Source organism: Streptomyces sp. NPDC058576 (assembly GCF_042718715.1).
Taxonomy (GTDB): domain Bacteria; phylum Actinomycetota; class Actinomycetes; order Streptomycetales; family Streptomycetaceae; genus Streptomyces.
In genome coordinates this window covers 40,414-63,705 of sequence record NZ_JBHXPF010000014.1, presented here as the reverse complement: position 1 = coordinate 63,705, position 23,292 = coordinate 40,414, and the positions used below count along the sequence as shown (strand labels likewise).

Here is a 23,292-nt window from a genome sequence, read left to right as displayed (position 1 = left end):
ACGGAGCCGAGCCCTATGCACTCCCCCCACGATCCGTACGTCCGGGTGCGCGGCGCCCGCGAGCACAACCTCAAGGACGTCCGGGTCGACATTCCGCGTGACACCCTGACCGTCTTCACGGGCGTGTCGGGGTCGGGGAAGTCCTCGCTGGCGTTCGGAACCCTCTACGCGGAGGCGCAGCGCCGCTACTTCGAATCGGTCGCCCCCTACGCCCGGCGGCTGATCCATCAGGTGGGCGCGCCGGCGGTCGGGGAGATCACCGGGCTGCCGCCCGCCGTCTCGCTGGAGCAGCTGCGCTCCGCCCCGGGGGCCCGGTCGTCCGTCGGGACGGTGACCACGCTCTCCAACTCGCTGCGGATGCTCTTCTCCCGTGCGGGGGACTATCCGCCGGGGGCCGAGCGGCTGGACTCCGACTCCTTCTCCCCCAACACGGCCGTCGGGGCGTGCCCGCAGTGCCATGGGCTGGGGCGGATCCACCGGACGGACGAGGAACTGCTCGTCCCCGATCCCTCGCTGTCGATCCGGGAGGGGGCGATCGCCGCCTGGCCGGGGGCGTGGCAGGGGAAGAATCTGCGGGATGTGCTGGACGCGCTCGGGTACGACGTCGACCGGCCGTGGCGCGAGCTGCCGGCGAAGGACCGGGAGTGGATCCTGTTCACCGACGAGCAGCCGGTGGTGACGGTGCATCCGGTGCGGGACGCTGGCCGGATCCAACGCCCCTACCAGGGCACGTACATGAGCGCGCGGCGCTATGTGCTGCACACCTTCGCCGACACCAAGAGCCGGTCGCTGCGGGCCAAGGCGGAGCGCTTCCTGACCAGTGCCCCGTGTCCGGTGTGCGGCGGGAGCCGGCTGCGGCCCGAGGCGATGGCGGTGACCTTCGCCGGGCGGACCATCGCGGAGCTGGCCGGGCTGCCGCTGTCCGTCCTGGCCGAGGTGCTGTCCGGGGCGGGTGCGGGCGGCGAGGAGACGGCCCGGGTGCTGACGGGCGATCTGCTGGCGCGGATCGGGACGGTGACGGAGCTGGGGCTCGGCTATCTGAGCCTGGACCGCACGGCTCCGACGCTGTCCTCCGGTGAGCTGCAACGGCTGCGGCTGGCGACGCAGTTGCGGTCGGGGCTCTTCGGTGTCGTCTACGTCCTGGACGAGCCGTCGGCCGGGCTGCACCCGGCGGACACCGAGGCGCTGCTCGGGGTCCTGGGCCGGCTGAAGGAGGCCGGGAACTCGGTCTTCGTGGTGGAGCACCAGATGGACGTGGTGCGGCGGGCGGACTGGCTGGTGGACGTGGGCCCGCTGGCCGGGGAGCACGGCGGGCGGGTGCTGCACAGCGGGCCGCCCGAGGGACTCGCCCAGGTACCGGAGTCGGCGACGCGCCGCTTCCTGTTCCCCGAGGACGGCCACCATTCCGCTCCTCCGCGTGAGGCCCGCACGCCGTCCGGGTGGATCCGGCTCACCGGCGTGGAGCGGCACAATGTGCGGGGCGTCGACGCGGCGTTCCCGCTCGGGGTGTTCACGGCGGTGACCGGGGTGTCCGGCTCGGGCAAGTCGACCCTGGTCGGCCAGGTGCTCGCCGGGGTGCTGGCGGACCGGCAGGCGGGCGAGGAGCCGGGGCCGGGCGAGCGGTACTGCCGGGCGGCCACCGGCCTGGCGGCGGTGGACCGGCTCGTCCAGGTCGACCAGAAGCCCATCGGGCGTACGCCCCGGTCCAATCTGGCCACGTACACCGGACTGTTCGACGCCGTACGGAAGCTGTTCGCGGGGACGGAGGCGGCGCGGGAGCGGGGCTACGGCGCGGGGCGGTTCTCGTTCAACGTGAGCGGCGGGCGGTGCGAGACCTGCCAGGGCGAGGGCTTCGTCTCGGTGGAGCTGCTGTTCCTGCCCAGCACCTACGCGCCCTGCCCGGACTGCCACGGCGCGCGTTACAACCCGGAGACCCTGGACGTCACTCTGGACGGTCTGACGATCGCTCAGGTCCTGGATCTGACCGTGGAGTCGGCGGCGCCGTTCTTCGCCGGGACACCCGCCGCCGAGCGTGCGCTGAGGACCCTGCTCGATGTGGGGCTCGGCTATCTGCGGCTCGGGCAGCCCGCGACGGAGCTGTCCGGCGGTGAGGCGCAGCGCATCAAGCTGGCGGCGGAGCTCCAGCGCACCCGGCGCGGGCACACGCTGTATCTGCTGGACGAGCCGACGACGGGACTGCATCCGGCCGATGTGGAGGTGCTGATGCAGCAGTTGCACGCGCTGGTGGACGGCGGGAGCACGGTGGTGGTCGTGGAGCACGACATGGCCGTGGTGGCGGGCGCGGACCATGTCATCGACCTGGGGCCCGAGGGCGGGGACCGGGGCGGCCGGATCGTCGCGGCCGGCACTCCGGCCGAGGTGGCGCGGGAAGCCGGGAGCCGTACGGCCCCGTATCTGACGAAGGCGCTGCGGCGCTGAACGCACGACGCTGATCCCGTACGGCTCCGGGTGCGGCCCCCGGGTCCGTACGGGATCAACTCCGTTGTCAGCGGCGGACTTTACGAGTCGCCCGCAGCCACTCCTTGTTCATCGCGGCGATCGACGGCAGCGGGATGCCCTTGGGGCAGGCCGTGGCGCACTCGCCGGTCAGGGTGCAGCCGCCGAACCCCTCCTCGTCCATCTGGGCCACCATGTCCAGGACGCGGGTCTCGCGCTCGGGGGCGCCCTGCGGCAGGACGTTCAGGTGGTTGACCTTGGCGGCGGTGAAGAGCATCGCCGAGCCGTTGGGGCAGGCGGCGACGCAGGCTCCGCAGCCGATGCACTCGGCGTTCTCGAAGGCCAGCTCGGCGTCCGGCTTGGGCACCGGGGTGGCGTGCGCGTCGGGTGCGGTGCCGGTGGGGGCGGAGATGTAGCCCCCGGACTGGATGATCCGGTCGAAGGAGGAGCGGTCCACGACCAGGTCCTTGATGACCGGGAAGGCGGAGGCGCGCCAGGGCTCGATGTCGATCGTGTCGCCGTCGGCGAAGGACCGCATGTGGAGCTGGCAGGTGGTGGTGCGCTCCGGGCCGTGGGCGTCGCCGTTGATGACGAGGCTGCACGCGCCGCAGATGCCCTCGCGGCAGTCGTGGTCGAAGGCGACCGGCTCGTCCCCGGCGAGGGTGAGTTCCTCGTTGAGGGTGTCGAGCATCTCCAGGAACGACATGTCCTGCGAGATGTCGTCGACTTCGTAGGTGGCCATGGCGCCGGGCTCTTCGGCGTTGCGCTGACGCCAGACGCGCAGGGTGAGCTTCATGCGTAGCTCCGCTGGGTGGGGTGGACGTACTCGAAGACGAGGTCTTCCTTGTGCAGGACGGGGGCGCCGCCGGTGGCGGTGAACTCCCAGGCGGCGGCGTAGGAGAACTCCTCGTCGCGTCGTTCGGCCTCGCCGTCCGGGGTCTGGGACTCCGCACGGAAGTGGCCGCCGCAGGACTCGGCGCGGTGCAGGGCGTCGAGGCACATCAGCTCGGCGAGCTCCAGGTAGTCGACGATGCGATTCGCCTTCTCCAGCGACTGGTTGAACTGTTCGCCGGTGCCGGGGACCTTGATGCGCCGCCAGAACTCCTCGCGGATCTCGGGGATCTTGGCGAGCGCGTTGCGCAGGCCGTCCTCGGTGCGCGCCATCCCGCAGTACTCCCACATGAGTTCACCGATCTCGCGGTGGAAGGAGTCCGGGGTGCGGTCGCCGTCGACGGAGAGCAGCAGGTTGATGCGGTCCTCGGTCTCCGCCACCACCTCGGCGACGGCGGGGTGATCGGCGTCGGCCTGCTCGGTGTGCGGGTTGCGGGCGAGGTAGTCGTTGATCGTGGAGGGGAGGACGAAGTAGCCGTCGGCGAGGCCCTGCATCAGGGCGGAGGCCCCGAGCCGGTTGGCCCCGTGGTCGGAGAAGTTCGCCTCGCCGATGGCGAAGAGGCCGGGGATCGTGGTCTGGAGGTCGTAGTCGACCCAGAGGCCGCCCATCGTGTAGTGCACGGCGGGGTAGATCCGCATCGGGACCGTGTAGGGGTCCTCGTCGGTGATCCGCTGGTACATGTCGAAGAGGTTGCCGTACTTGGCCTCGACGGCCTTGCGGCCCATCCGGCCGATGGCCTCGGAGAAGTCGAGGTAGACCCCTTGCCCGCCGGGGCCGACGCCGCGTCCCTCGTCGCAGACGTTCTTGGCGGCGCGGGAGGCGATGTCGCGCGGCACCAGGTTCCCGAAGGCGGGGTAGATGCGCTCCAGGTAGTAGTCGCGCTCGTCCTCGGGGATCTGGTTCGCGGGGCGGGTGTCGCCCTTGGCCTTGGGGACCCAGATGCGGCCGTCGTTGCGCAGCGACTCGCTCATCAGGGTGAGCTTGGACTGGTGCTCGCCGGTGCGCGGGATGCAGGTGGGGTGGATCTGGGTGAAGCAGGGGTTGGCGAAGTACGCGCCGCGCCGGTGGGCCCGCCAGATCGCGGTGGCGTTCGAGTTCATGGCGTTGGTCGACAGGTAGAAGACGTTGCCGTAGCCGCCGGTGGCCAGGACGACCGCGTCGGCGAAATAGGTGTCGATCTTCCCGGTGACGAGGTCGCGGGCGACGATGCCGCGCGCCTTTCCGTCGACCACGATCAGGTCCAGCATCTCGGTACGGGCGTGGAGTTCGACGCCGCCCGAGGCGATCTGACGGGACAGCGCCTGGTACGCGCCGAGGAGTAGCTGCTGCCCGGTCTGGCCGCGCGCGTAGAACGTGCGCGAGACCTGGACGCCGCCGAAGGACCGGTTGTCGAGGAGGCCGCCGTACTCGCGGGCGAAGGGGACGCCCTGGGCGACGCACTGGTCGATGATCTCGACGGAGATCTGGGCGAGCCGGTGGACGTTGGACTCGCGGGCGCGGAAGTCGCCGCCCTTGACGGTGTCGTAGAACAGCCGGTGGATGGAGTCGCCGTCGTTGCGGTAGTTCTTCGCGGCGTTGATGCCGCCCTGGGCGGCGACCGAGTGGGCCCGCCGGGGCGAGTCCTGGAAGCAGAACTGGACGACGTGGTAGCCCTGTTCGGCGAGGGTGGCCCCGGCCGCTCCGCCGGCCAGGCCGGTGCCGACGACGATGACGGTGTGTTTGCGCCGGTTGGCGGGGTTCACGAGCTTGGCTTGGAAGCGGCGGGTGTCCCAGCGCTCGTTGACGGGGCCCTCGGGGGCCTTCGTGTCGACGGCGGGCTCGCCCGTGCGGTACTGCGTGTAGTCGGGCATGTCAGCTCACCACTCCGGTCATGACGGCGACGGGTACGGAGATGAAGCCCAGGGTCAGCACAACCGCCAGGAGGTTGGCGAGGGTCTTCAGGATGCGGTCGCGGGTCGCGTTGCCGACGCCCAGGGTCTGCGCGGCGCTCCAGAAGCCGTGCTGGACGTGCAGGCCCATGGCGAGCACCGCGACGATGTAGATGACGTTGCCGTACCAGGTCGAGAAGGTGTCGATGACGTTCTGGTACGGATGTCCGTGCTGGAAGCCGGGGTGGACGGTGCCGGTCGTCAGGTCGAGGATGTGCCAGACGATGAAGAGCGCGAGGATGACGCCGCCCCAGCGCATGGTCCGGGTGGCGTAGCTCGCGCGAGGCCTCTTGTGGACGTATTTGGCCGGGCGCGCCTTGATGTCGCGCCGGCTCAGCTGGTACGCCGAGACGCCGTGCAGCACGACGGCGGCGACCAGCCCCACACGGACGATCCACAGCGCCCACTCGTAGTGCAGGATCGGCTCGCCCATGGTGCGCAGCCAGTGGGCGTACCCGTCGAACTCACCGGGCCCGAAGAAGATCTTCAGGTTTCCCGCCATGTGGGCGACGAGGTATCCGAGCATGATCAGACCGGTCACGGCCATGATGGTTTTCTTGCCGACGGTCGAGTCCCAGAGCGTACGCGTCATCGACGGCCGTCGGTCCGTCCGCGTTGCCAATGCCATGCACACGAAGGTAGAGGTGCGGGGCCGATCAGTCCAAGACATGGCGCGGCTGATCTCCATAGGCAGGCCCTATCGGCGAGGGATATCGTCGCCGTATGCACTTCCAGCAGCTCACCTACTTCGTGGCGGTCGCCGAGGCCCGGCACTTCACCCGGGCCGCCGAGGCAGTGCATGTGTCGCAGCCCTCGCTCTCCCAGCAGATCCGGGCCCTGGAGGCGGAGCTGGGCGCGGATCTGTTCAGCCGGGCCCGGGGCAACATCACCCTTACGGACGCGGGCGAGGCGCTGCTGCCGTTGGCCCGGCGGATCCTCGCCGACGCGGAGACGGCGCGCCACGAGGTCCAGGAGCTGGTCTCGCTGCGCAGCGGCCGGGTACGTCTGGGGGCGACGCCCAGCCTGTGCACCGGGCTGCTGCCGGACCTGCTGCGGGCCTTCCACGACCGGCACCCGGGGGTACGGCTGCTGCTGGAGGAGGGCGGCTCGCACGATCTCGTACGTCAGCTGGCGCGGGGGGCGCTCGACCTGGCGCTGGTGGTGCTCCCGCTGCCGGCCGCCTCCCCCGCGCTGACCACGGTGGAGCTGCTGCGGGAGGACCTGGTGGTGGTGTCAGCGGCGACGGAGCCGCCCCCGGGGCGGGGCGGATCGATCCGGATCGCGGACCTGGAGGGGGCCCCGCTGGTGATGTTCCGGCACGGGTACAACCTGCGGGAGCTGACGCTCGCCGCGTGCCGGGCGGAGGGCTTCGAGCCGACGTTCACCGTCGAGGGCGGCGAGATGGACGCGGTGCTCGGTTTCGTACGGGCGGGGCTCGGCATCGCCGTGGTGCCGAGCATGGTCGCCGCCCGGGCGGGCCACGACCTGCGCAGGACCCCGCTGGCGGGCGACGGGCTGCGGCGCACCATCGCGCTGGCGCACCGCAGCGACGTGGACCCGCCCCGGGCCGCGCGCGAACTCCAGCGGATGCTGCTGGAGCACCGGCCGGTCTCCGGCTGACCACCCGGCGGGCCGGCCCGCCGGGCGGGGGACCCCGCCCGGCGACGGCTCAGACCGCGTCCGCCAGCAGCAGGGAGTGGATGCGGTCCGGGGCCCCCGGGCGGGCGTAGTACCAGCCCTGGGCGGTGTCGCAGCCGATCCGGCGCAGTTGCTCGGCCTGGGCGCCCGTCTCCACGCCCTCCACCGTGACGGCCAGCTCCAGGCTGTGGGCCAGCGACACGATGCCCTCGACGATCTTCAGGTCGACCGGGTCCGCCGGGTGCTGCTGCATGCCCCGGGTGAAGGACCGGTCCAGCTTGAGGACGCTCACCGGCAGCCGCCGCAGGTTCGCCAGGTTCGAGTAGCCCGTGCCGAAGTCGTCGAGCGCGATGTCGACGCCCATCTCCGCGAGCTGCCGCAGCGGCTTGAGGAGGTCGTCGTCGGCGCCGATCAGGGCGGACTCGGTCACCTCCAGGCAGAGCGCTCCCGGCTCCAGACCGGAACGTTCCAGCACGTCGACCGTCTCCGCGACGAGGCGAGGGTGGTGCAGCTGGGTCGGCGAGAGGTTGACGTTGATCCGCAGCGGGCCGCCGTCGCTGTGCCGCTCCTGCCAGAAGTTCGCCTGCCGTACGGACTCCTCCAGCACCCAGCGGCCGAGCGGCACGATGAGACCGGTGTGCTCGGCGAGCGGGATGAACCGGTCGGGGCCGAGCACGCCGTGCTGCGGATGGCACCACCGTACGAGCGCCTCCGCGCCGTGCACGGTGCCGTCGCCCAGGTGCACGAGCGGCTGGTACTCGATGAAGAACTCGCCCCGGTCCAGGGCGGCGGGGAGCGCGGTGGTCAGCCCGTGCCGGGTGATGGCGCGTGCGTCGGCCTCCGCGTCGGCGAGCTGGAAGCGGTTGCCCCCCGCCGCCTTGGCCCGGTACATCGTGATGTCGGCGCTGCGCAGCACCTCGGCGGCGCTGCGCTCCCCCGAGGGCCCCTCGACGATGCCGATCGAGCCGCGGACGGTGAGCTCGCGGCCGTCGAGGCGGATCGGGGAGGCGAGCGCGCCCAGGATGCGGCCGGCCAGTTCGTGCACCTCGTCGGCGGTGTCCGGGCCGGTGGTCAGCGCCACGAACTCGTCGCCGCCGAGCCGGGCGACCATCTCGCCGGGGGCGGTGGCGCAGCTCTGGAGCCGGTCGGCGACCTCGACCAGGAGCCGGTCGCCGGCGGCGTGCCCGAGGCTGTCGTTGATGGCCTTGAAACCGTCGAGGTCCAGGTAGCAGAGGCCGAAACGGACCCCCGCCTGGGCGGCGAGGGCCTTCTCCAGACGTTCGAAGAACAGGGTCCGGTTGGGCAGCCCGGTCAGCGCGTCGTGCGTGGCCTCGTACCGCAGCCGCAGATTCAGCAGCCGGCGCTCGGTGGTGTCCTCCATCAGCGCGAGCTGGTATTCGGGACGGCCCTCGGAGTCCCGCAGCAGCGAGACGGTGAGGTTGGTCCACAGGACGGTGCCGTCGTTGCGGTAGTACGCCTTCTCGACCCGGTAGTGCTCGCGCTCGCCGCGTACCAGTTCGTCGTAGAACTTCCACACCTGCGGCGAGTCCTCGGGGTGGACCCACTCGTTCACCTTGTGGCTGCGGACGTGGTGCTCAAGGCCGCCGAACATCTTGGTGAGGGTGTCGTTGATCTCCAGGATGTTGCCGTCCAGGTCGGCGATGCCGATGCCGATGGCGGCGTCCTTGAAGACCGCGCGGAACCGGGCCTCGGTGGCGTGCAGGGCCTGTTCGGCGTGCGAGCGGGCGGTCAGCGCCGAGCGGGCGATGGCCTCCTGCTCGGCGAGCGTGCGCTCGCGCAGCGCCCCGGTGAAGCCCGCGGCCAGCGTGTGCTGGATCCGGGCGCAGCGGGCCCGGCCGTCCTCGGTGGAGAGCGTGCCGGGTCCGTTGCCGCCGCAGTACAGGACGAGGTAGGAGTCGACGACGCCGAGCGTGGAGCTGAGGGCGTCCGGATCGGTGCAGTGCGCCTCGATCAGGGCCGCGCCGACCCGCTGGGCGGGCGAGGCGTCGAAGGGGTGGGCGTGCAGGATGCCGTTCAGCTCGCGTGCCAGGGGCAGCAGATGCTGTTCGAACTCCGGCCGGGTGAGGGAGGTGGCCGTCAGGGGGAAGATGGCCCGGCTCCAGATCCTGGCGAATCTGCGGAGCCGGCCTTCCGGACCGTCGGGTTCCGCGTCCGGCTCCCCGGACGCCTGGGCGGGAATGCTCACGCCTTGCGCCCGACCCCTGCGAAGCCCGAGAAGGCGTACGGGTCTTCCTGCTCCGGCGACTGCGGGGTGTCGGGCCGCCATTCGGGCATCGACACGAGTCCCGGCTCGACCATCTCGTAGCCCTCGAAGAACCGGCCGATCTCCTCGCGCGAGCGCATGATCAGCGGGTTGCGGATGTTCTTGTAGACGCCGACCGTGCCGGCCGCCTCCTCCTCGGGCAGCGGGATGCCCTCGTACGAGGCGTGGGTCAGGACGATCAGGCTGCCGGGGGCCAGCGCCTCGCGCAGTTCGGCGACCGCGGCGCGCGGGTCGTCGGCGTCCTCGACGAAGTGGAGCACCGCGACCAGCAGCAGGGCCACCGGGCGGTCCAGGTCGAGCAGTCCGGTGATGTCCGGGTTCGCCAGGATCTCCTTGGGGCGGCGCAGGTCGGCGGCGGCGATGACCGCGCGGTCGTTGCCCTCCAGCACGGCCTGGCTGTGGGCGACGGCGACCGGGTCGTGGTCGACGTACGCCACCCTGGCACCGGGGTCGGCGGCCTGGGCGACCTCGTGGACGTTGCCGAAGGTCGGTATGCCGGAGCCGATGTCGAGGAACTGGTCGATGCCCGAGTCGACGGCGAAGCGGACGGCCCGGCGCATAAAGGCGCGATTGGCCTGCATGATCTTGGGAAGGCCCGGGAGGAACTCCATGGCCTTGCGCGCGGCTTCCCGGTCCACCTCGAAATTGTGCGATCCGCCCAGATAGAAGTCGTACATGCGAGACACGCTCGGCACCGAAATGTCAATGCCCTGCGGTGCCCAGGCGGGACGCTCCATCGATGTCTCCAACAAGTCGCCACGGCGATCCGGCCATGTTCATGGTCAGTGTTGACCAGAGGCTACTGATCGGTCGCCAGGAGAGCGAGTGGAAACGGAAATTAGCGATCCGTTATTGGTCACACTCCGGTGGCATCCGCGGCCGGTCCGTCGCTGCGCGTATGCGGGCAGCGACGGACCGGCACTCCGGACACCGTTTCCCGGTGGTTCGGGGCCACTTGGGGCTCCTGGGCGATTGTTCTGCGGAGTCCGTGATTACTTCGCGGCCCCGACGAGTTTCGAATCCGGGGAAACGGCGTACCAGGTGCCGCCGACGCCCTGTCCGTTGGTATCACCGGGCTTCTCGTCGCCCGCGAAGGTGTAGATGGGCCAGCAGTCGATGGTCTGCTGTTTGATGCCGTCGGGGCGGTCGAAGGTGACGAATCCCTTCGTCGTGACTCCGTCCACCGCGTTTTTGGCCATGGGGGCCACTACCGGCCACTTCTTGAGGCACTCGCCCGTGCAGGCGGTCTTCATCGGCCAGGCGGAGTCCTTCGTGAAGCGGTAAACCGTCATGCCCCGGCCGTCCACCACGATGTCGCCGAGTTCCGGATCCTTGCGGACCGAAAGCCCCGCGGGGTCGGCCGGTTCGGCGACCCCCGCGCTGTCGGCGTTCTTTGCCGCCTTCGTGCCGTCGGGGGCCGCGGCGAACCAGGTTCCGCCGACTCCCTGCCCGTTGACCTGGCCCGGGGCGGTGTCCTTCGCGTACCGGTACATCGGCCAGCCGTCGACGGTGAGTTGGCTGGTGCCGTCGGGGCGGGTGACCTCCCCGAGCAGTTCCTCGTCGGTGCCGGCCGCGGCGGTGGCGTTGCCCGAGGCCACCACCGGCCAGGCCGCGGCGCATTCGCCCTCGCAGTTCGACTTCGGCGGGTTCGCGGTGTCCTTGTCGAAGCGGTAGAGCGTGAATCCCTCGCTGTCGGTGAGCACCTTTCCGAGCTTCTTGCTCTCCTGCACGGCGAGTTGACCGGCCTCCTTCGGTTCCGCCGCATCCGTGTCGGCCCCGGAGCCGTATCCCCCGTCGGCCGACCCGTAGCCGCCGTCGGCGGGCTGCTGGGCCGGGGCCGCGTTGCCCACCGCCTGGCCGTTGGGAGAGGTGCCTCCCTGCTCCTGACCGCACGCCGTCGTGAGCGTCAACAGAGCCGCGGCGGTGACCGCGAGCGAGGCGTTGCGCCAGGTGTTCATGTCGACTCCCGTGGTGCTTCGTCGTAGCGTTTTCGATGCCGGCGCGGGACCGCGCCGTTCATGGCCCTAGGTACGGGACACCGACGGGGTCGCGTTCAAAGGAAGACCGAGAAGAATTCGGCGGGCCGGGGTCGGCCACGCAAACACGAATGGCCCATTAACCGCACGATCAGGCGAATCACCCGCGGGTACCGCGTGTTCCCCGGCGGCGTGGATCATGCTCCCCGTCGTGTACGGATCACGCATCGCGCGGCTCGCCACGGCCGCCGCACTCCTCTGGCTGACAGCCGTACCGCTGCCCGCGACCGCCGACAACTGCGCGGTGGCCTCGATCGGGCAGGGCGACGGCAGTTCCTCCATCGCCGTGGCGGGCGACGGGGGCTGCGTGGCGGTCACGGAGCCGGAGCCACCTCCGCCGCCGCCCCCACCGAAACCTCCACCGCCACCGCCACCTCCTCCCCCGCCACCACCGCCTCCGCCTCCGCCACCGCCGCCACCGGTCGTCGCGGAACCACCGCCTCCGCCACCTCCGCCTCCCGCGCCACCGCCCCCTCCCCCGCCGGCTCCGGCACCGCCCCCGAAGCCCTCACCCTCGCCCTCACCGAAGCCCCCGGTGCGGACCGAGCCGCCGGAACCTCGGGCCGTCGCCCTGCCGACGTACCGCAAACCGACCCGCAAACAGCCGCGGAGCGGGCCTTCGCTGGTGTCGCTGACTCTGCTCATCACCGCCCCGGCGGTATTCGCCGTCGCCGTGCTGCGGCCGCGATCATCCCGCTGACCAGGAGAGATGCATGTCCGAATGGCTCGTACTGAGCATTGCCATGGCGTCCGCCTGCGCGGTCGTCCTCACCATCGCCGTCCTGAACAACCGGCGGATCAGGGATGACGACGACCCCTCCGAGACGCCTGACGTCATCGAGTACATGACGATGATGATCGGCGTGGTCTACGCGATCGTCCTGGGGCTCGCCATCGCCGGGGTCTGGGAGGGGCGCAGCGCGGCCCAGGAGTCCGTACGCATCGAGGCGCAGGCGCTGCACGAGGTGCAGGCGCGGGCGTCCGTCTACCCGGTGGAGGTCCGCGACCGCATCCGGGCGGACGTCGACGCCTACGTCAGCCATGTCGTCAACGACGAGTGGAAGGTGATGTCGGAGCGGAACACGCTCACCGAGCGCGGCACCGAGCTGCTGGACAGACTGCGGGCGGACGTGACCGGCTACGAACCGAAGACCGATCACGAGGGGCAGGCCTACCAGCCCCTGGTCGACCAGGTGGCGGCGGCGGACGACGCCCGCAGCTCACGGGCGCAGAACGCCGGCGCGACGATGCCCGGGGTGGTCTGGTTCGGGCTGATCATCGGGGCGCTGGTGACCGTGGGGCTGATCTTCACCCTCCAGATCCGCAGAACGTTCCGCGAACTGCTCCTGGCGGGTCTGTTCAGCGCGTTGATCGCCTTCCTGCTCTTCCTGATCTGGGACTTCGACGCGCCCTTCGGGCGGGGCATCTCGGCCACCGCCGATCCCTTCATCGACATGTTCCCGGGGATCACCGGCTGAGGTCCGGTCCCCCGGCCGGTGCGCCGGTCGGGGGACAGACTGACCCATTCGCCGGACCCCGATCGCGGGCCGGGGGGAGCGCTCCTAGCGTGTCGGGCATCGAGGTGCATTTTTCCTGCTATGTGGAAATTGGTTCCGCAGCTGCCCCTCGGGGAACCCGGAGGATCCACCATGCGCGCGATACGTGTCGCACCGCTCGCCCTGCTCGGCGCCAGTGCCCTGACGCTGATCGCCCCGTCCACCGCCTTCGCCGCGCCGGACGGGGCCTCCAGCACGTTCAATCCGACGATCACGCCCTCGGTCATCGCCCCGGGCGGCCGGGTCACCCTCGGCGCCGGTGGCTGCACGGGCGAGACGACCGTCAGCTCGGGCGTCTTCGACACCGCGACCATCCCGAGCGGCTCCACGTCGGCCACCGCCACCGTCGACACCGACGCCCGCCGGGGCGCCGTCTACGCGGTGACCTTCACGTGCGGCTCCACCGGCACCTCCCGCAACGTCAATCTGACGATCACCGGTGGCGCCACGAGCAGCCCCACCCCGACCGCGAGGCCCACCACGGTGCCGACCGCCAGCTCCACGGCTCTCGTGCCGGGCGGGGTGCGCGGCGGTCTCGGCGGCAGCTCCGGCTCCACCGACACGGTGGAGGTCGCCGCCGGCGCGGCCCTGGTCGTCGCGGCGGCATCGGGCGCGCTCTACTTCGCGCGTCGCCGTACCGCCGACCGCCGCCACTGACCGCGAGCATGCGGCGCACGGCAGTCGCCCCGGGTCCTGATCAAGGACTCGGGGCGACGGGCGTATCGGGCCGGACGGGAAGTTCGACGCCTCAGAACCCCGCATGGCTCGTCTGCCGACGCCGGACGAGGAAGACGGCACCGCCGACGGCCGCGGCGGCCACCAGACCGCCGCCGACCTGCATCTCCACGGAGCTCGGACCCATCGAGCCGCCGAGGCCGCCCTGCGCGGGGTTACCGGCCAGCACGGTGAACCGCGCCGTCGCGACCCGGTCGTTGTCATTGCACTTCACCGAGAGGTGGTACTGACCCGGCGTGGTGTTGTTCCGGACCCGGGCATGGGCGAAGTTGGTGCCGTCACCCGCCGACAGGCTGGTCGTCGGGAACGCGTTCGACCAGACCTTGCCGCCGTGACCGCAGCCCTGCGCGGTGATCTTCAGCGTGCCGCCCTGGTGGACGGACTGAGGGTTGACGGCGACATTGACCGGGCCGTTGGTGGCGGCGGCCATGGGGGCCGCGAGCCCGACGGCCGCGAAAGCGGTCGCGGTGACCGCGAGAGCGCGTGAAGCACGCATCGTGTGAACCTCCAGCGGGAAACGCCCCCGGGGGCTTGTCCCCCGGGCTGGATCGACGAGAACGTCTCCCATGACGAACACTCACCAGTGGACCGATGGATCGCACTTCGGCACTGCTCCACCCCGGTGATGCGACACGCCGTACGAAAGCCCCCGAATCTGACGGAGTCGCAGGTCACGGACCGTCAGAAGTTTTATCTGCTCATTACTCCGATGGGCAGTCATCCATCAGGGGCCCCACCGCGTCGCCACCCGTTCGCCTCTCCCTGATCGCCACCCGGACGTCGCGCCCTTAACGTTCACAGCGTCGCGACGAAGGGAGAGCCATGGGCCGGGACTACGCTGGCGCCGAGCGGACCAGACGTGTGCCATGGGGTGCGATCGCCCTGGTGATGCTCAGCGGCCTCGCCCTCATGCGCAACGGCACGGAGTTCGGTGAGGCGGGCCCGCCTCAGCCCGCGGCGGCCGCCTCGCTGGACCTGGGCAAGGACGCCGCGGGTCCCCCGGTGGAGGGCGAGCCCGTGCAGTCACTGCCGTACGCCCCGGCCTCCCGGGTGAAGATCGGTTCCATCAACGTGGACGCACCGATCATCGACGTCAACCTGGACGCCAACGGATGGATCGACGCCCCGCCCGCCGAGGACCCCAACCTCGCCGGCTGGTACCAGAACGGCATCGCCCCCGGCCAGCGGGGTACCGCCGTGGTCGTCGGCCACGTCGACAACACGTCCGGGCCCGCCGTCTTCTACGGCCTCGGCTCGCTCCAGAAGGGCCACCGCGTCGAGGTCGCCCGCTACGACGGCCGGGTCGCGATCTTCGAGGTGTACGGGGTGGAGGTCTTCTCCAAGAACGACTTCCCCGGCCCCCGGGTCTACGGCGACACCGGTCACGCGGAGCTGCGGGTCATCACGTGCGGCGGGGGCTACTCCAAGGGGGGCGGCTACGACGGCAACGTGGTGGTCTTCGCCCGACTGGTCGACACCCGCTGACCGGCGCGCCCCGCAGGGCGGTGTCCCCGGCGATCCGCCGGGGACACCGCCCTGCGCGCACGGCCTCCTCGGCTCAGACGCGGCGCGGCACCGTGATCCGGTAGCCGGAGTCGAGCAGCCGGGGGAGGTAGCGGCGCAGGGCCGCGACGCTCTGCGAGCGGTCGCCGCCCGCGTCGTGCGAGAGGACGACGACGCCGGGCGCGGCTCCGTTCAGCACCCGGCGGACGATCGTGCCGGTGCCCGGCGTCTTCCAGTCGAGCGTGTCCACGGTCCAGGCCATCGGCTCCATGCCCAACTCTGCTCCGATCTCGAAGGAGTTGCGGTTCCACGCACCGTAGGGGGCGCGGTACCACAGCGGCGGGGCGCCGAGCACCCGCTCCACCACCTCGCTGGTACGCCCCAGTTCGTCGTGGATCGCGGGGCGGGAGAGCTCGGGGATCAGCGGGTGGGACCAGGAGTGGTTGCCGACCACATGCCCGTCGGCCGCCATCTCGCGCAGCAGGTCCGGGTTGCCGTCGGCCATCTCGCCGCAGACGAAGAACATCGCGCGGACGCGGTGCTCGCGCAGGGTGGCCAGGATGTCCGGGGTGTAGAGCGGGTCGGGGCCGTCGTCGAAGCTGAGGACCATCGAGTGCCCGAGGTCGGGGAGGTGCTCGAAGGGCCGGGTGCGCACGGGCGGCCTGGCCGGTCGGAACCGGGGCGGGCTGCCCGCTGTCATGGGGTCGAGCCGGTACGGGGAGGGCCGGCCCCGCACGTTCGCCGGGGGCCCCGCGGCGGGTGCGGGCGGGGTCCCCGCGGTGCGGGCGGGGCCACTGGGCGTGGAGGCCGGATCGGCGACGACCAGGTGCACGGCGGCGGCGGTTCCGAGGCCGAGGGCGATCCTCAGCAGGGTGCGGCGCTCGGGTCCGGTGTGATCACTTGTCATGGCCAACTGCTCGCACGGCCGGACGCCCGCCCCGGCCGCCGACACCGGATGCCGACCGTTTTGCACCCGATCGACGCAGTATGTTCATCTTCATCGGAGCCCGTCGCCGCCCCCCGGAGTCCTGGGGCGGCCCGTCGGGAGCCCGGAGCGTCGCCGCCGGGACGAGCCGATAGCCTCGGAGCCGTGACAGAGCAGCAGCCTCATCGGTTCGAACGCGGTACGGACGGCCCCAAAGTGATCGTCGCGGGGCTGGACGGCTCCGATTCCTCGATGCGCGCGGCGGCCTACGCCGCCGGACTGGCCCGTCGGCAGAACGCCATGCTGGCCCTGGTGTACGTCCAGCCGGTCATGACGGCGGGCGCCGCCCTGGGCGTGCCGGTCGGTGATACGACGGGCGAGGTCGCCGATGCTCTGGTCGCCGAGATCCGCGAGGCGACCGAGCGCTTCAGTGACGCGTGGGACATGCGCTGGGAGTTCCACACCTTCCGGGGCGACCCGTACAACGGCCTGGTCACGGCGGCCGACGAGCTGAAGGCGGACGCGGTGGTGGTCGGGGCCTCGGAGTCGGCCGGGCACCGTTTCATCGGTTCGGTGGCCGTACGCCTGGTGAAGGCGGGACGCTGGCCGGTCACCGTGGTGCCGTAGGCCCTCCGCCGCCGACCGCGTTTCGCCCCCGCCGACCGCTACTCGCCCATGAGAAGCCCGTCCCTGTCCGCTCCCCGCCCGAGGACGACGGTACGGATACGGTCGCGGACCTCGCGGAGGTGCTCGGCCCCGTCGTCGAGCGAGGCGTTGAGGTTGACCGCGCGCCCGGTGGCCGTGTCATACCACTGCGGGACGAACTCCGCCTTCTTCACGCTCCAGCGCTCGCCGGGTTTCGCGGGCGGCGCGAAGGTGAAGCGGCCCATCGAGCTCTGGTTGCCGCGCGGGTCCTGGACCCCCTCGTAGTTGATCATCGCTCCGGCGATCTGGTCGCCCATGCCGTAGACGACCCAGGTGCCGTTGACCTTCTCGTACGCCTGCGGCACATGGGCGTGGGTGCCGATGATCAGGTCGATGTCGGGACGGCCACCGTCGTCGGAGGCGGTGAGCCGATCGGCGAGCTCCAGCTGCCGGGCGTCGGGCTCGTCCTGCCATTCGGTGCCCCAGTGGGCGGAGAGGACGACGATGTCGGCGCCGGCGCGCCGGGCCGCCCGGGCCTCTTCGATGATCTTCCGCTCGTCGGTGACGTTGACCGTCCAGGGCCGGTCGGCAGGCAGGGGGATGTCGTTGGTGCCGTAGGTGTACGCGAGGTGGGCGACCTTGGCCGCCCTCTTCCCCGGTCCGGCGGGCAGGATCGTCGGCCGGGCGGCCTCGGCGGCGGTGCGGGCCGAGCCGGCGTGCCGGATGCCCGCTTCGTCCAGGGCTCCGAGCGTGCGGGAGACCCCCTCGGCCCCGTCGTCGAGGGTGTGGTTGGAGGCGGTGGAGCAGGAGTCGAACCCGGTGGTGCGCAGGGCGGCGGCGATCTCGGGCGGCGACTTGAAGCTCGGATAGCCGGTATAGGGGCCGCCCTCCTTCCCATACACGGTCTCCATATGGCAGAACGCCAGGTCAGCGCCGGAGACGACCGGGGCGACGCCCGCCAGCATCGGCGCGAAATCGTAGCCGGTGCCGCCCGCGTCGGTGGCGGCCTGGTCGATCACGGAGGAGTGCGGCAGGACGTCGCCCGCGGCGAGCAGCGTGAACGGGCGGGGCCCCTCGGCGCCCTGCCCGCCCGCGCCCCGGGCGGCGGGCGGTCCGCTCGGCGCGGTGGCCGCGGGCTGCTGCCCGGTGCAGCCGGTAGCCGCGGCGAGCAGGAGGGCGATGGCGGCCACGGTGCCCGGTCGGATGCGCTGCGTCATCTGCTCGACTCCATGTTCGGATGATTACGACCATCCGACTAAACAGATCTTCATACCGGATAAGCAAGGACCATTGCCGCATACCTAGCTGAACTGGTCGTACCGGCCGACCCCGACGGCCCCTCGACCGTTCACCGCACCATTCGCCGCACTGAGCGACCGCTCGTCGCACGCCTCGGTGCACCGCCTGTTCCCGCGCCGCCGAATGCGTTCGTATACGCCAGTCGGCAACGCGGCCGTCAGGGGCCTCGGCGGGAGAGGACGTTCATGAAGACCACCACGACGACCGACGAGCGGACCCTGGCGGAGTTGCAGCGGGAACACGGCCCCGCACTGTTCCACTTCCTCCTCGGCCTGACCTTCGGGGACCGGCAGCGGGCCGAGGACCTGGTGCAGGAGACCCTCGTACGCGCCTGGCAGCACCCCGAGGCCTTCGACGCGCCCTACGACTCGATGCGGCCGTGGCTGTTCACCGTCGGCCGCCGCCTCGCCATCGACGCCCGGCGCTCGCGCCAGGCCCGCCCCGCCGAGGTCAGCGACACGGTGCTGGAGAGCACCCCGGACTCCCTGGACACCGCGGACTCGGCCGTCCGCGCCCTGGACGTCCGCGAGGCGGTCCGCACGCTCAGCCCCGAGCACCGTGCGGTGCTGGTGCAGATCTACTTCCGCGGACTGAGCGTCGGCGAGACGGCCACGGTGCTCGGCATCCCCGCCGGAACCGTCAAGTCCCGTTCGTACTACGCCCTGCGGGTCCTCTCCCGCACGCTGCCCGGCTACTCCCGCAGGTCCTCCGCCCGGAGCAGCGCCAGCAGCGCGGAGGCCTCGGCCACCTCCACATAGACCCGGGCGCAGCCGTCGCAGCTCCGGAGATGACGGGCCACCCGGCATGTCTCCTCGGCGTCCAGAGCGTCCAGGACGTACGCGCCCAGCAGCAGGCGGACATGCGGGTCGTCGCCGGGGTCGGCACTCATTCACAGCCTCGCATCTCCTGGGCGATCCTCCCCTTCTGCCCACGCGGGGCGCCCGCCCCCGGTTCAATGCTGCGTGAAGCCCGGTACCGAGCAAGGAAAGAGGCGAGACGGGATGCGTCCCGAGGATATGGATGGGACCGGTGGGAACGGGCTCCAGGTGCCGATGACCTGGCTGTCCACCGAGTACATGGCAGACGACCTGTTACGGACCGGCGATCTGATGGAGCCGACGACCCTGGAGTTCCGGGCGGGGCGCGACGCGCTCGCGCTGACGATGTTCCTGTGCGGGTTCCCCCGGGACGCGCCCGCCGCGCGGGCCCTGCCCGAACCGCGGGTCGACGAACTGCGCGTGCTCACGGCGTACGAGTGCACCTGGCGCAGCTGGGTCTGCGAGCGGCTGGCGGAGACGGAACGGTGCGCCGAGCCCGGCGACCCCGATCTGGCGCTCGCCCGGGCGGCCTGGCGCTGGCTGGAGGAGACCGAACTGCTCGCGGCGGACCTGGACGCGATCGGCCCAGCCCCCTGGGAGGCGGCGACCGACCCGGCGGGCGGCGATCAGGAGGTCCGTATCTGGACGCCCGCCTGGCAGTTGGGGCTGCCGCTGGGACATCTGGCCGTCCACCTCTGCTGAGCCGCGCGTTTCGGCCCTGTTCTCCCGAAGCTGCCGCGAAGTGACAAGTAGCTCTGTGTAGCGGACCTGGGGTGCGCTTGTCAGGGTTTTCGATCTACTGGGTTCATCGGGGGCTGCATTCGCGGAGTTGGGGCGGGGGCACGTTCTTCACCGAGCTGAAGGCCGACCCGGGCGCGCTGGGGCTGGACAGCCTGTTGGGGTGGCAGAAGCGGCTCACCGACGCGGACCGGCGGGCCCTGTCCCCACAGCGCTGGACCCACGTGAACCCCTACGGCCGGTTCGAGCTGGACATGAACTCGCACCTCGCCCTCGCCGCCACAGCGTCCCCAGTGCCCGGCCCCCGCTCTGTGCTCAAGGCGGAAGCCGCCCGATCGGCGGCGGACGGTGGGTCCGGGTCGGCATCCTGAAGACCCACCCGCCCGGCGTCGCTCCCGGTCGGCTGGATCGTTGACCGGGTGTGGCGCCGGGCCGGGTAGGGGCCCGAATCCACCGTGCTCGGGGTCGACTCGATTCGGCTACGCGTCGCGCCTGTGCAGCAGCAGGCTGCCGACCAGCAGCGCGGCCGCGGCCCACGTGGCGAGCACGCCCAGGCCGGCCCATGGGCCGATGGGCAGCTCGTGCAGATGGACGGTGGCTTGGACCGCGAGTCCGGCGGGCATGGGCGAGATCTGCTGGAGGTGCCGCTGCCACTCCGGGTCGTTGAGCACCTGGGTGACGACCGGGAAGAGATAGAGCAGCCCGAGCACGATCCCGATGGCGGTCGCCGCCTCCCGCACCGCCGTCGCCACGCCGAGACCGATCAGGGCGATCAGGACGAGGTAGAGGACCGAACCCACGGCCGCGCGCAGGGTCGAGCCGTCGGCCAGGGACAACGGGGCATAGCCGTGGGCCTCGGTGAATCCGTTGCCGGGCAGGATGTAGCGGCCGGCAAGGAGCGAGGCGAGGACGGCAGCCGTCCCGGAGATCAGGACGACCGTGGCGAGGACCGTCGCCTTGGCGGTGAGGACGGTGAGCCGGTTCGGCACCGCCGTGAGCGTGGTGCGGATCATCCCGGTGCCGTACTCGCCGCTGACGGCCAGCACCGCTAAGACGGCGATGGCCGCCTGCCCGACGGTGACGCCGGTCAGGGCGAGCTTGACGGCGTCCTGACCGCACCCCGCATCCGGGCACTTCACGGCCTTGGCGGTGCCGCAGCCGACGGCCACGGTCAGCGCGACGGCGAGCAGGAGCAACCTGCCCATGTCCCCTGCGGTGCGCAGCTTCGTCCACTCCGCGCGCAGGGCGCGGCCGAAGTCCCCTCGCCACGCGCCGTCCGCCGTGCTCGTGAGTCGTGCACTTCTCAGGAGACTCATACGTCCCTCCCGCGCAGCCGCACCACGGCCAGACCGAAGGCGAGCGCGGCGTATCCGCACAGCACGGCGAGGCCGGCCCATGGCGCCAGCGGGTAGTAGCCGGTCGACGGCTCGTACACGCTGAGCACCTGCGCGTACTGCGGCAGGGTCTGCTGGATGGCGAAGCCCGCAGCCGGGGTCACCCGCAGCAGCCACTCCGAGACGCCCGGGGGCAGTACGCCGGAGGTGGCAAGCAGGAAGGGCAGCACGATCGACGCGATGACCAGGGCGACCGCTGTGCCGCTGCGCCGCAGCAGGGCACCGAAGCCGAGAGCGAGCACGGCGGCGGCTGCACAGAGCAGGCCGGTGCCGACCACGACGCGCACTTCGGTCGCCGACGTGACGGGGAAGACATGGAAGCCCCTGCCGCGCGCGCTGCTTTCCCCGATGGGAATGGTGATCGCGGCGGCCACCAGGCCGATGGCGAACGCGACGCCCCCGGCCACCAGCGCCTTGGCACCAAGAACCCGGCCCCGCAGGGGAGTTGCCGCTATGGTCGTACGCAGCAAACCGCGCCGGTACTCGCCGGTGATGAACACCGTGCCCACGGCGATCACCACGATCAGCCCGGCGAAGGTGCCGACGAGGAAGTTCTCGACGGAGAAGCCGACGCCCATGACGGGCCCGCCGACGACCGGTGCGATGTCCCCGGCCCCGGTCACGGTGAACCCGCCGCCGTCGGTCTGGGTGAAGTCGCCCTTGGTGGTGTTCGTGTAGCTGCCGGAGGTGCCCGCGTCGCCGCCCATCTGTGTGCCGCTCCACGCGCTCTGGGACCAGCCGCCGGTGAGGGCGGGGCGGCCGAAGGTGCCCGTGGCCACGGCGGGGCTGAAGCCCGTGCCCGCCGCGGTGTCCTGCTTCGCCTGCGGTGACGTGGCGAAGAGCCCGGCTTGCACGGTGCGCGCAAGCCTCGGCAGCTTCGCATGGCCGACCTTGGTCCAGTGGGAGCCGTCGGTGGAGGAGAAGCCGGTGAGGACATCGCCGGAGCGGACCAGGCGCAGCCAGCGCGAGGACTCCTGGGTGGCCTTGCCGGAAGGGCCCGCCGTGTCGTGCGTGTAGTCGTACTGCATGCGCACACCGTGGCCGCCGGTGGCCATGACCGCCGCGTAAGGGGCACCCTGGGTGAGGCCTTCCTTCACTATGATCCCGGCTTTCGCCCAGGGCTGGGCGCCCTGGGCCGTCTTGCCGGTCCCGGTGTCGGCCACACCGGTCAGCGACCGCAGGGGAACGGTGAGGGTGCCGTCACCGGTGAGCGTCTTGTGGACGAAGTAGAAGCTGTCGTTGACGGCCTCGCCGCCCGGACCCTTCGGGTACGAGGCGGCGTCGGCGCCGCGACCGCCGGGGGCGGGGGCGGCCGTGCCGAGCAGGCCGACCACGATCGTCACCAGGAGCGCCCCCGCCATGGCGAGGACCCAGCCGCGTACCGTACGGAACTTCGTCCACTCGGAGTGCAGGGTCCTGAGGAACCCGCTCCGCTCAGCGCGCCTCGTGGCCGGGGGGCGAGGGGTGAGGGTGGCTGTCATCGCGTGGCCTCCCCCGCCGGGATGCCCCGGTATTCCACCGCGTCCCGGGTGAGCTCCATGTACGCCTCTTCGAGCGTCGCCCGGTGCGCGGACACCTGGGAGAACGGCACCCCGTTCCGGGCAAGCAGGGCCACGATCTCCTCGTCAGGCAGGCCCGTGACGCCGAGGGTGTCGGGACCGGTGGCGAGAACGGTGGCGCCCGCACCGTGCAGGACCTGGGCGGCGCGAGGAGGCGCGGAGGTACGCAGGGTGACCCGGCCGCCGGCCGCCTCGGCGAGCAGCTCGGACACGCTGGTGTCCGCGACGACCCGGCCGCGGCCGATCACCACGAGATGGTCCGCGGTGTCTTCGAGTTCGCTCATCAGGTGACTGGAGACCAGGACGGCGCGGCCCTGCCGGGCCAGCTCCGCCAGGAAGCCGCGCATCCACACGATGCCGTCGGGGTCGAGGCCGTTGAACGGCTCGTCCAGCATGACCACCGGCGGGTCCCCCAGCAGCGCCGCCGCGATCCCCAGGCGCTGGCGCATGCCCAGCGAGAAGCCTCCGGCCTTGCGCCGGGCCGCCGTGCCCAGGCCGGCCTGATCGATGACCTCGTCCACCCGCCGGGCCGACAAGCCCTGCGAGTGGGCCAGCCACAGCAGGTGGTTACGGGCGGTGCGGCTCGGCTGCAGCGCGGAGGCGTCGAGAAGTGCCCCCAGATGCCTGAGCGGGCGACGCAGAGTGCGGTACGGCACCCCGCCGACCAGGGCCTTTCCCTCCTCAGCCGCGTCAAGGCCCAGGATCACGCGCATGGTGGTGGACTTGCCCGCGCCGTTCGGGCCGACGAAGCCGGTCAACCGTCCGGGCCGCACGGTGAACGTCATACCGTCCAGAGCCAGCTGCGGCCCGAAGCGTTTACGCAGACCAGTGACCTCGATCGTCGCCTTCGTACTCTCATCGCTCATGGCCCCACCCTGTGACGGA

Annotated in this window: 23 protein-coding genes; 9 read left to right on the top strand and 14 right to left on the bottom strand. The window is 71.5% G+C overall.

Annotated elements, in window-relative coordinates:
• The first annotated feature begins 15 nt into the window (after positions 1-15).
• Complete coding sequence (gene uvrA / locus ACFWRV_RS13360) at positions 16-2,439, top strand: excinuclease ABC subunit UvrA (protein WP_384332908.1); 2,424 nt, start codon at positions 16-18, stop codon at positions 2,437-2,439.
• A gap of 67 nt (positions 2,440-2,506) precedes the next feature.
• Here the strand turns inward: uvrA and ACFWRV_RS13355 are convergent, their stop codons facing one another.
• The 3 genes from ACFWRV_RS13355 to ACFWRV_RS13345 are packed head-to-tail and all read right to left on the bottom strand — an operon-like array spanning position 2,507 to position 5,905.
• Positions 2,507-3,253, bottom strand: coding sequence for a succinate dehydrogenase/fumarate reductase iron-sulfur subunit (locus ACFWRV_RS13355; protein WP_384332905.1), 747 nt, complete (start codon positions 3,251-3,253; stop codon positions 2,507-2,509).
• Positions 3,250-5,199 (bottom strand): fumarate reductase/succinate dehydrogenase flavoprotein subunit, encoded by a 1,950-nt coding sequence (locus tag ACFWRV_RS13350; protein WP_384332902.1) that lies wholly within the window; start codon positions 5,197-5,199, stop codon positions 3,250-3,252. The genes ACFWRV_RS13355 and ACFWRV_RS13350 overlap by 4 nt, the downstream gene beginning before the upstream one ends.
• A gap of 1 nt (position 5,200) precedes the next feature.
• Positions 5,201-5,905 (bottom strand): succinate dehydrogenase cytochrome b subunit, encoded by a 705-nt coding sequence (locus ACFWRV_RS13345; RefSeq protein ID WP_384332899.1) that lies wholly within the window; start codon positions 5,903-5,905, stop codon positions 5,201-5,203.
• Between the two features lie 95 nt (positions 5,906-6,000).
• On the opposite strand from ACFWRV_RS13345, the gene ACFWRV_RS13340 reads away from it, so the two are divergent.
• Entirely contained in the window at positions 6,001-6,897 is an 897-nt protein-coding gene (locus tag ACFWRV_RS13340) for a LysR family transcriptional regulator (RefSeq protein ID WP_384332896.1), read from the top strand.
• A gap of 49 nt (positions 6,898-6,946) precedes the next feature.
• Here the strand turns inward: ACFWRV_RS13340 and ACFWRV_RS13335 are convergent, their stop codons facing one another.
• From ACFWRV_RS13335 to ACFWRV_RS13320, 4 genes are all read right to left on the bottom strand, one after another.
• Positions 6,947-9,121: a putative bifunctional diguanylate cyclase/phosphodiesterase gene (locus tag ACFWRV_RS13335; protein ID WP_384332893.1), complete on the bottom strand. Its 2,175-nt coding sequence runs from the start codon at positions 9,119-9,121 to the stop codon at positions 6,947-6,949.
• Positions 9,118-9,936 (bottom strand): SAM-dependent methyltransferase, encoded by an 819-nt coding sequence (locus tag ACFWRV_RS13330; RefSeq protein ID WP_384332890.1) that lies wholly within the window; start codon positions 9,934-9,936, stop codon positions 9,118-9,120. Before ACFWRV_RS13330 ends, ACFWRV_RS13335 begins: the two co-directional genes overlap by 4 nt.
• A gap of 255 nt (positions 9,937-10,191) precedes the next feature.
• A complete protein-coding gene (locus ACFWRV_RS13325) occupies positions 10,192-11,157 on the bottom strand; it encodes an SCO0930 family lipoprotein (protein WP_384332887.1) in 966 nt (321 codons plus the stop codon).
• A 392-nt stretch (positions 11,158-11,549) separates the two neighbouring features.
• A complete protein-coding gene (locus ACFWRV_RS13320) occupies positions 11,550-11,702 on the bottom strand; it encodes a hypothetical protein (RefSeq protein ID WP_384332884.1) in 153 nt (50 codons plus the stop codon).
• 246 nt (positions 11,703-11,948) lie between these two features.
• Between ACFWRV_RS13320 and ACFWRV_RS13315 the strand changes: the two genes are divergently transcribed.
• Together ACFWRV_RS13315 and ACFWRV_RS13310 are read left to right on the top strand one after the other, a co-directional pair.
• Positions 11,949-12,713: a DUF4239 domain-containing protein gene (locus tag ACFWRV_RS13315; RefSeq protein WP_384332881.1), complete on the top strand. Its 765-nt coding sequence runs from the start codon at positions 11,949-11,951 to the stop codon at positions 12,711-12,713.
• Positions 12,714-12,884: 171 nt separating this feature from the next.
• Positions 12,885-13,448 (top strand): hypothetical protein, encoded by a 564-nt coding sequence (locus ACFWRV_RS13310; protein ID WP_384332878.1) that lies wholly within the window; start codon positions 12,885-12,887, stop codon positions 13,446-13,448.
• 91 nt (positions 13,449-13,539) lie between these two features.
• Here ACFWRV_RS13310 and ACFWRV_RS13305 read toward each other — a convergent pair whose 3' ends face one another.
• Positions 13,540-14,022 carry a hypothetical protein gene (locus ACFWRV_RS13305; protein WP_384332875.1) on the bottom strand — a complete coding sequence of 161 codons (483 nt, stop codon included), beginning with the start codon at positions 14,020-14,022 and terminating at the stop codon, positions 13,540-13,542.
• A gap of 326 nt (positions 14,023-14,348) precedes the next feature.
• Here ACFWRV_RS13305 and ACFWRV_RS13300 point away from each other — a divergent pair, with 326 nt between their 5' ends.
• Complete coding sequence (locus ACFWRV_RS13300) at positions 14,349-15,011, top strand: class F sortase (RefSeq protein WP_384332872.1); 663 nt, start codon at positions 14,349-14,351, stop codon at positions 15,009-15,011.
• A 73-nt stretch (positions 15,012-15,084) separates the two neighbouring features.
• Here ACFWRV_RS13300 and ACFWRV_RS13295 read toward each other — a convergent pair whose 3' ends face one another.
• The gene (locus ACFWRV_RS13295; protein ID WP_384332869.1) at positions 15,085-15,936 is read right to left on the bottom strand and encodes a polysaccharide deacetylase family protein; all 852 of its coding nucleotides are present in this window, start codon (positions 15,934-15,936) and stop codon (positions 15,085-15,087) included.
• A gap of 183 nt (positions 15,937-16,119) precedes the next feature.
• On the opposite strand from ACFWRV_RS13295, the gene ACFWRV_RS13290 reads away from it, so the two are divergent.
• A complete protein-coding gene (locus ACFWRV_RS13290; protein ID WP_384332866.1) occupies positions 16,120-16,581 on the top strand; it encodes a universal stress protein in 462 nt (153 codons plus the stop codon).
• A gap of 38 nt (positions 16,582-16,619) precedes the next feature.
• On the opposite strand, the gene ACFWRV_RS13285 is transcribed toward ACFWRV_RS13290, so the two are convergent.
• Complete coding sequence (locus tag ACFWRV_RS13285) at positions 16,620-17,816, bottom strand: CapA family protein (protein ID WP_384332863.1); 1,197 nt, start codon at positions 17,814-17,816, stop codon at positions 16,620-16,622.
• 267 nt (positions 17,817-18,083) lie between these two features.
• Here ACFWRV_RS13285 and ACFWRV_RS13280 point away from each other — a divergent pair, with 267 nt between their 5' ends.
• Positions 18,084-18,656, top strand: coding sequence for a sigma-70 family RNA polymerase sigma factor (locus ACFWRV_RS13280; protein ID WP_384332860.1), 573 nt, complete (start codon positions 18,084-18,086; stop codon positions 18,654-18,656).
• Here ACFWRV_RS13280 and ACFWRV_RS13275 read toward each other — a convergent pair.
• Entirely contained in the window at positions 18,590-18,787 is a 198-nt protein-coding gene (locus ACFWRV_RS13275) for a zf-HC2 domain-containing protein (RefSeq protein WP_384332857.1), read from the bottom strand. The two genes, ACFWRV_RS13280 and ACFWRV_RS13275, sit on opposite strands and share 67 nt — an antisense overlap.
• A 112-nt stretch (positions 18,788-18,899) precedes the next feature.
• On the opposite strand from ACFWRV_RS13275, the gene ACFWRV_RS13270 reads away from it, so the two are divergent.
• Together ACFWRV_RS13270 and ACFWRV_RS13265 are read left to right on the top strand one after the other, a co-directional pair.
• The gene (locus tag ACFWRV_RS13270; protein ID WP_384332854.1) at positions 18,900-19,418 is read left to right on the top strand and encodes a hypothetical protein; all 519 of its coding nucleotides are present in this window, start codon (positions 18,900-18,902) and stop codon (positions 19,416-19,418) included.
• A 77-nt stretch (positions 19,419-19,495) separates the two neighbouring features.
• On the top strand, positions 19,496-19,825 hold the full coding sequence (locus ACFWRV_RS13265; protein WP_384332851.1) for a hypothetical protein: 330 nt from the start codon (positions 19,496-19,498) through the stop codon (positions 19,823-19,825).
• A 108-nt stretch (positions 19,826-19,933) separates the two neighbouring features.
• Here ACFWRV_RS13265 and ACFWRV_RS13260 read toward each other — a convergent pair whose 3' ends face one another.
• From ACFWRV_RS13260 to ACFWRV_RS13250, 3 genes are read right to left on the bottom strand one after another with little or no spacing between them, the layout of a single operon-like run.
• Complete coding sequence (locus ACFWRV_RS13260) at positions 19,934-20,770, bottom strand: ABC transporter permease subunit (protein WP_384332848.1); 837 nt, start codon at positions 20,768-20,770, stop codon at positions 19,934-19,936.
• The gene (locus tag ACFWRV_RS13255) at positions 20,767-22,329 is read right to left on the bottom strand and encodes an ABC transporter permease subunit (protein WP_384332845.1); all 1,563 of its coding nucleotides are present in this window, start codon (positions 22,327-22,329) and stop codon (positions 20,767-20,769) included. Before ACFWRV_RS13255 ends, ACFWRV_RS13260 begins: the two co-directional genes overlap by 4 nt.
• The gene (locus tag ACFWRV_RS13250) at positions 22,326-23,273 is read right to left on the bottom strand and encodes an ABC transporter ATP-binding protein (protein ID WP_384332842.1); all 948 of its coding nucleotides are present in this window, start codon (positions 23,271-23,273) and stop codon (positions 22,326-22,328) included. Before ACFWRV_RS13250 ends, ACFWRV_RS13255 begins: the two co-directional genes overlap by 4 nt.
• Positions 23,274-23,292 lie beyond the last annotated feature (19 nt).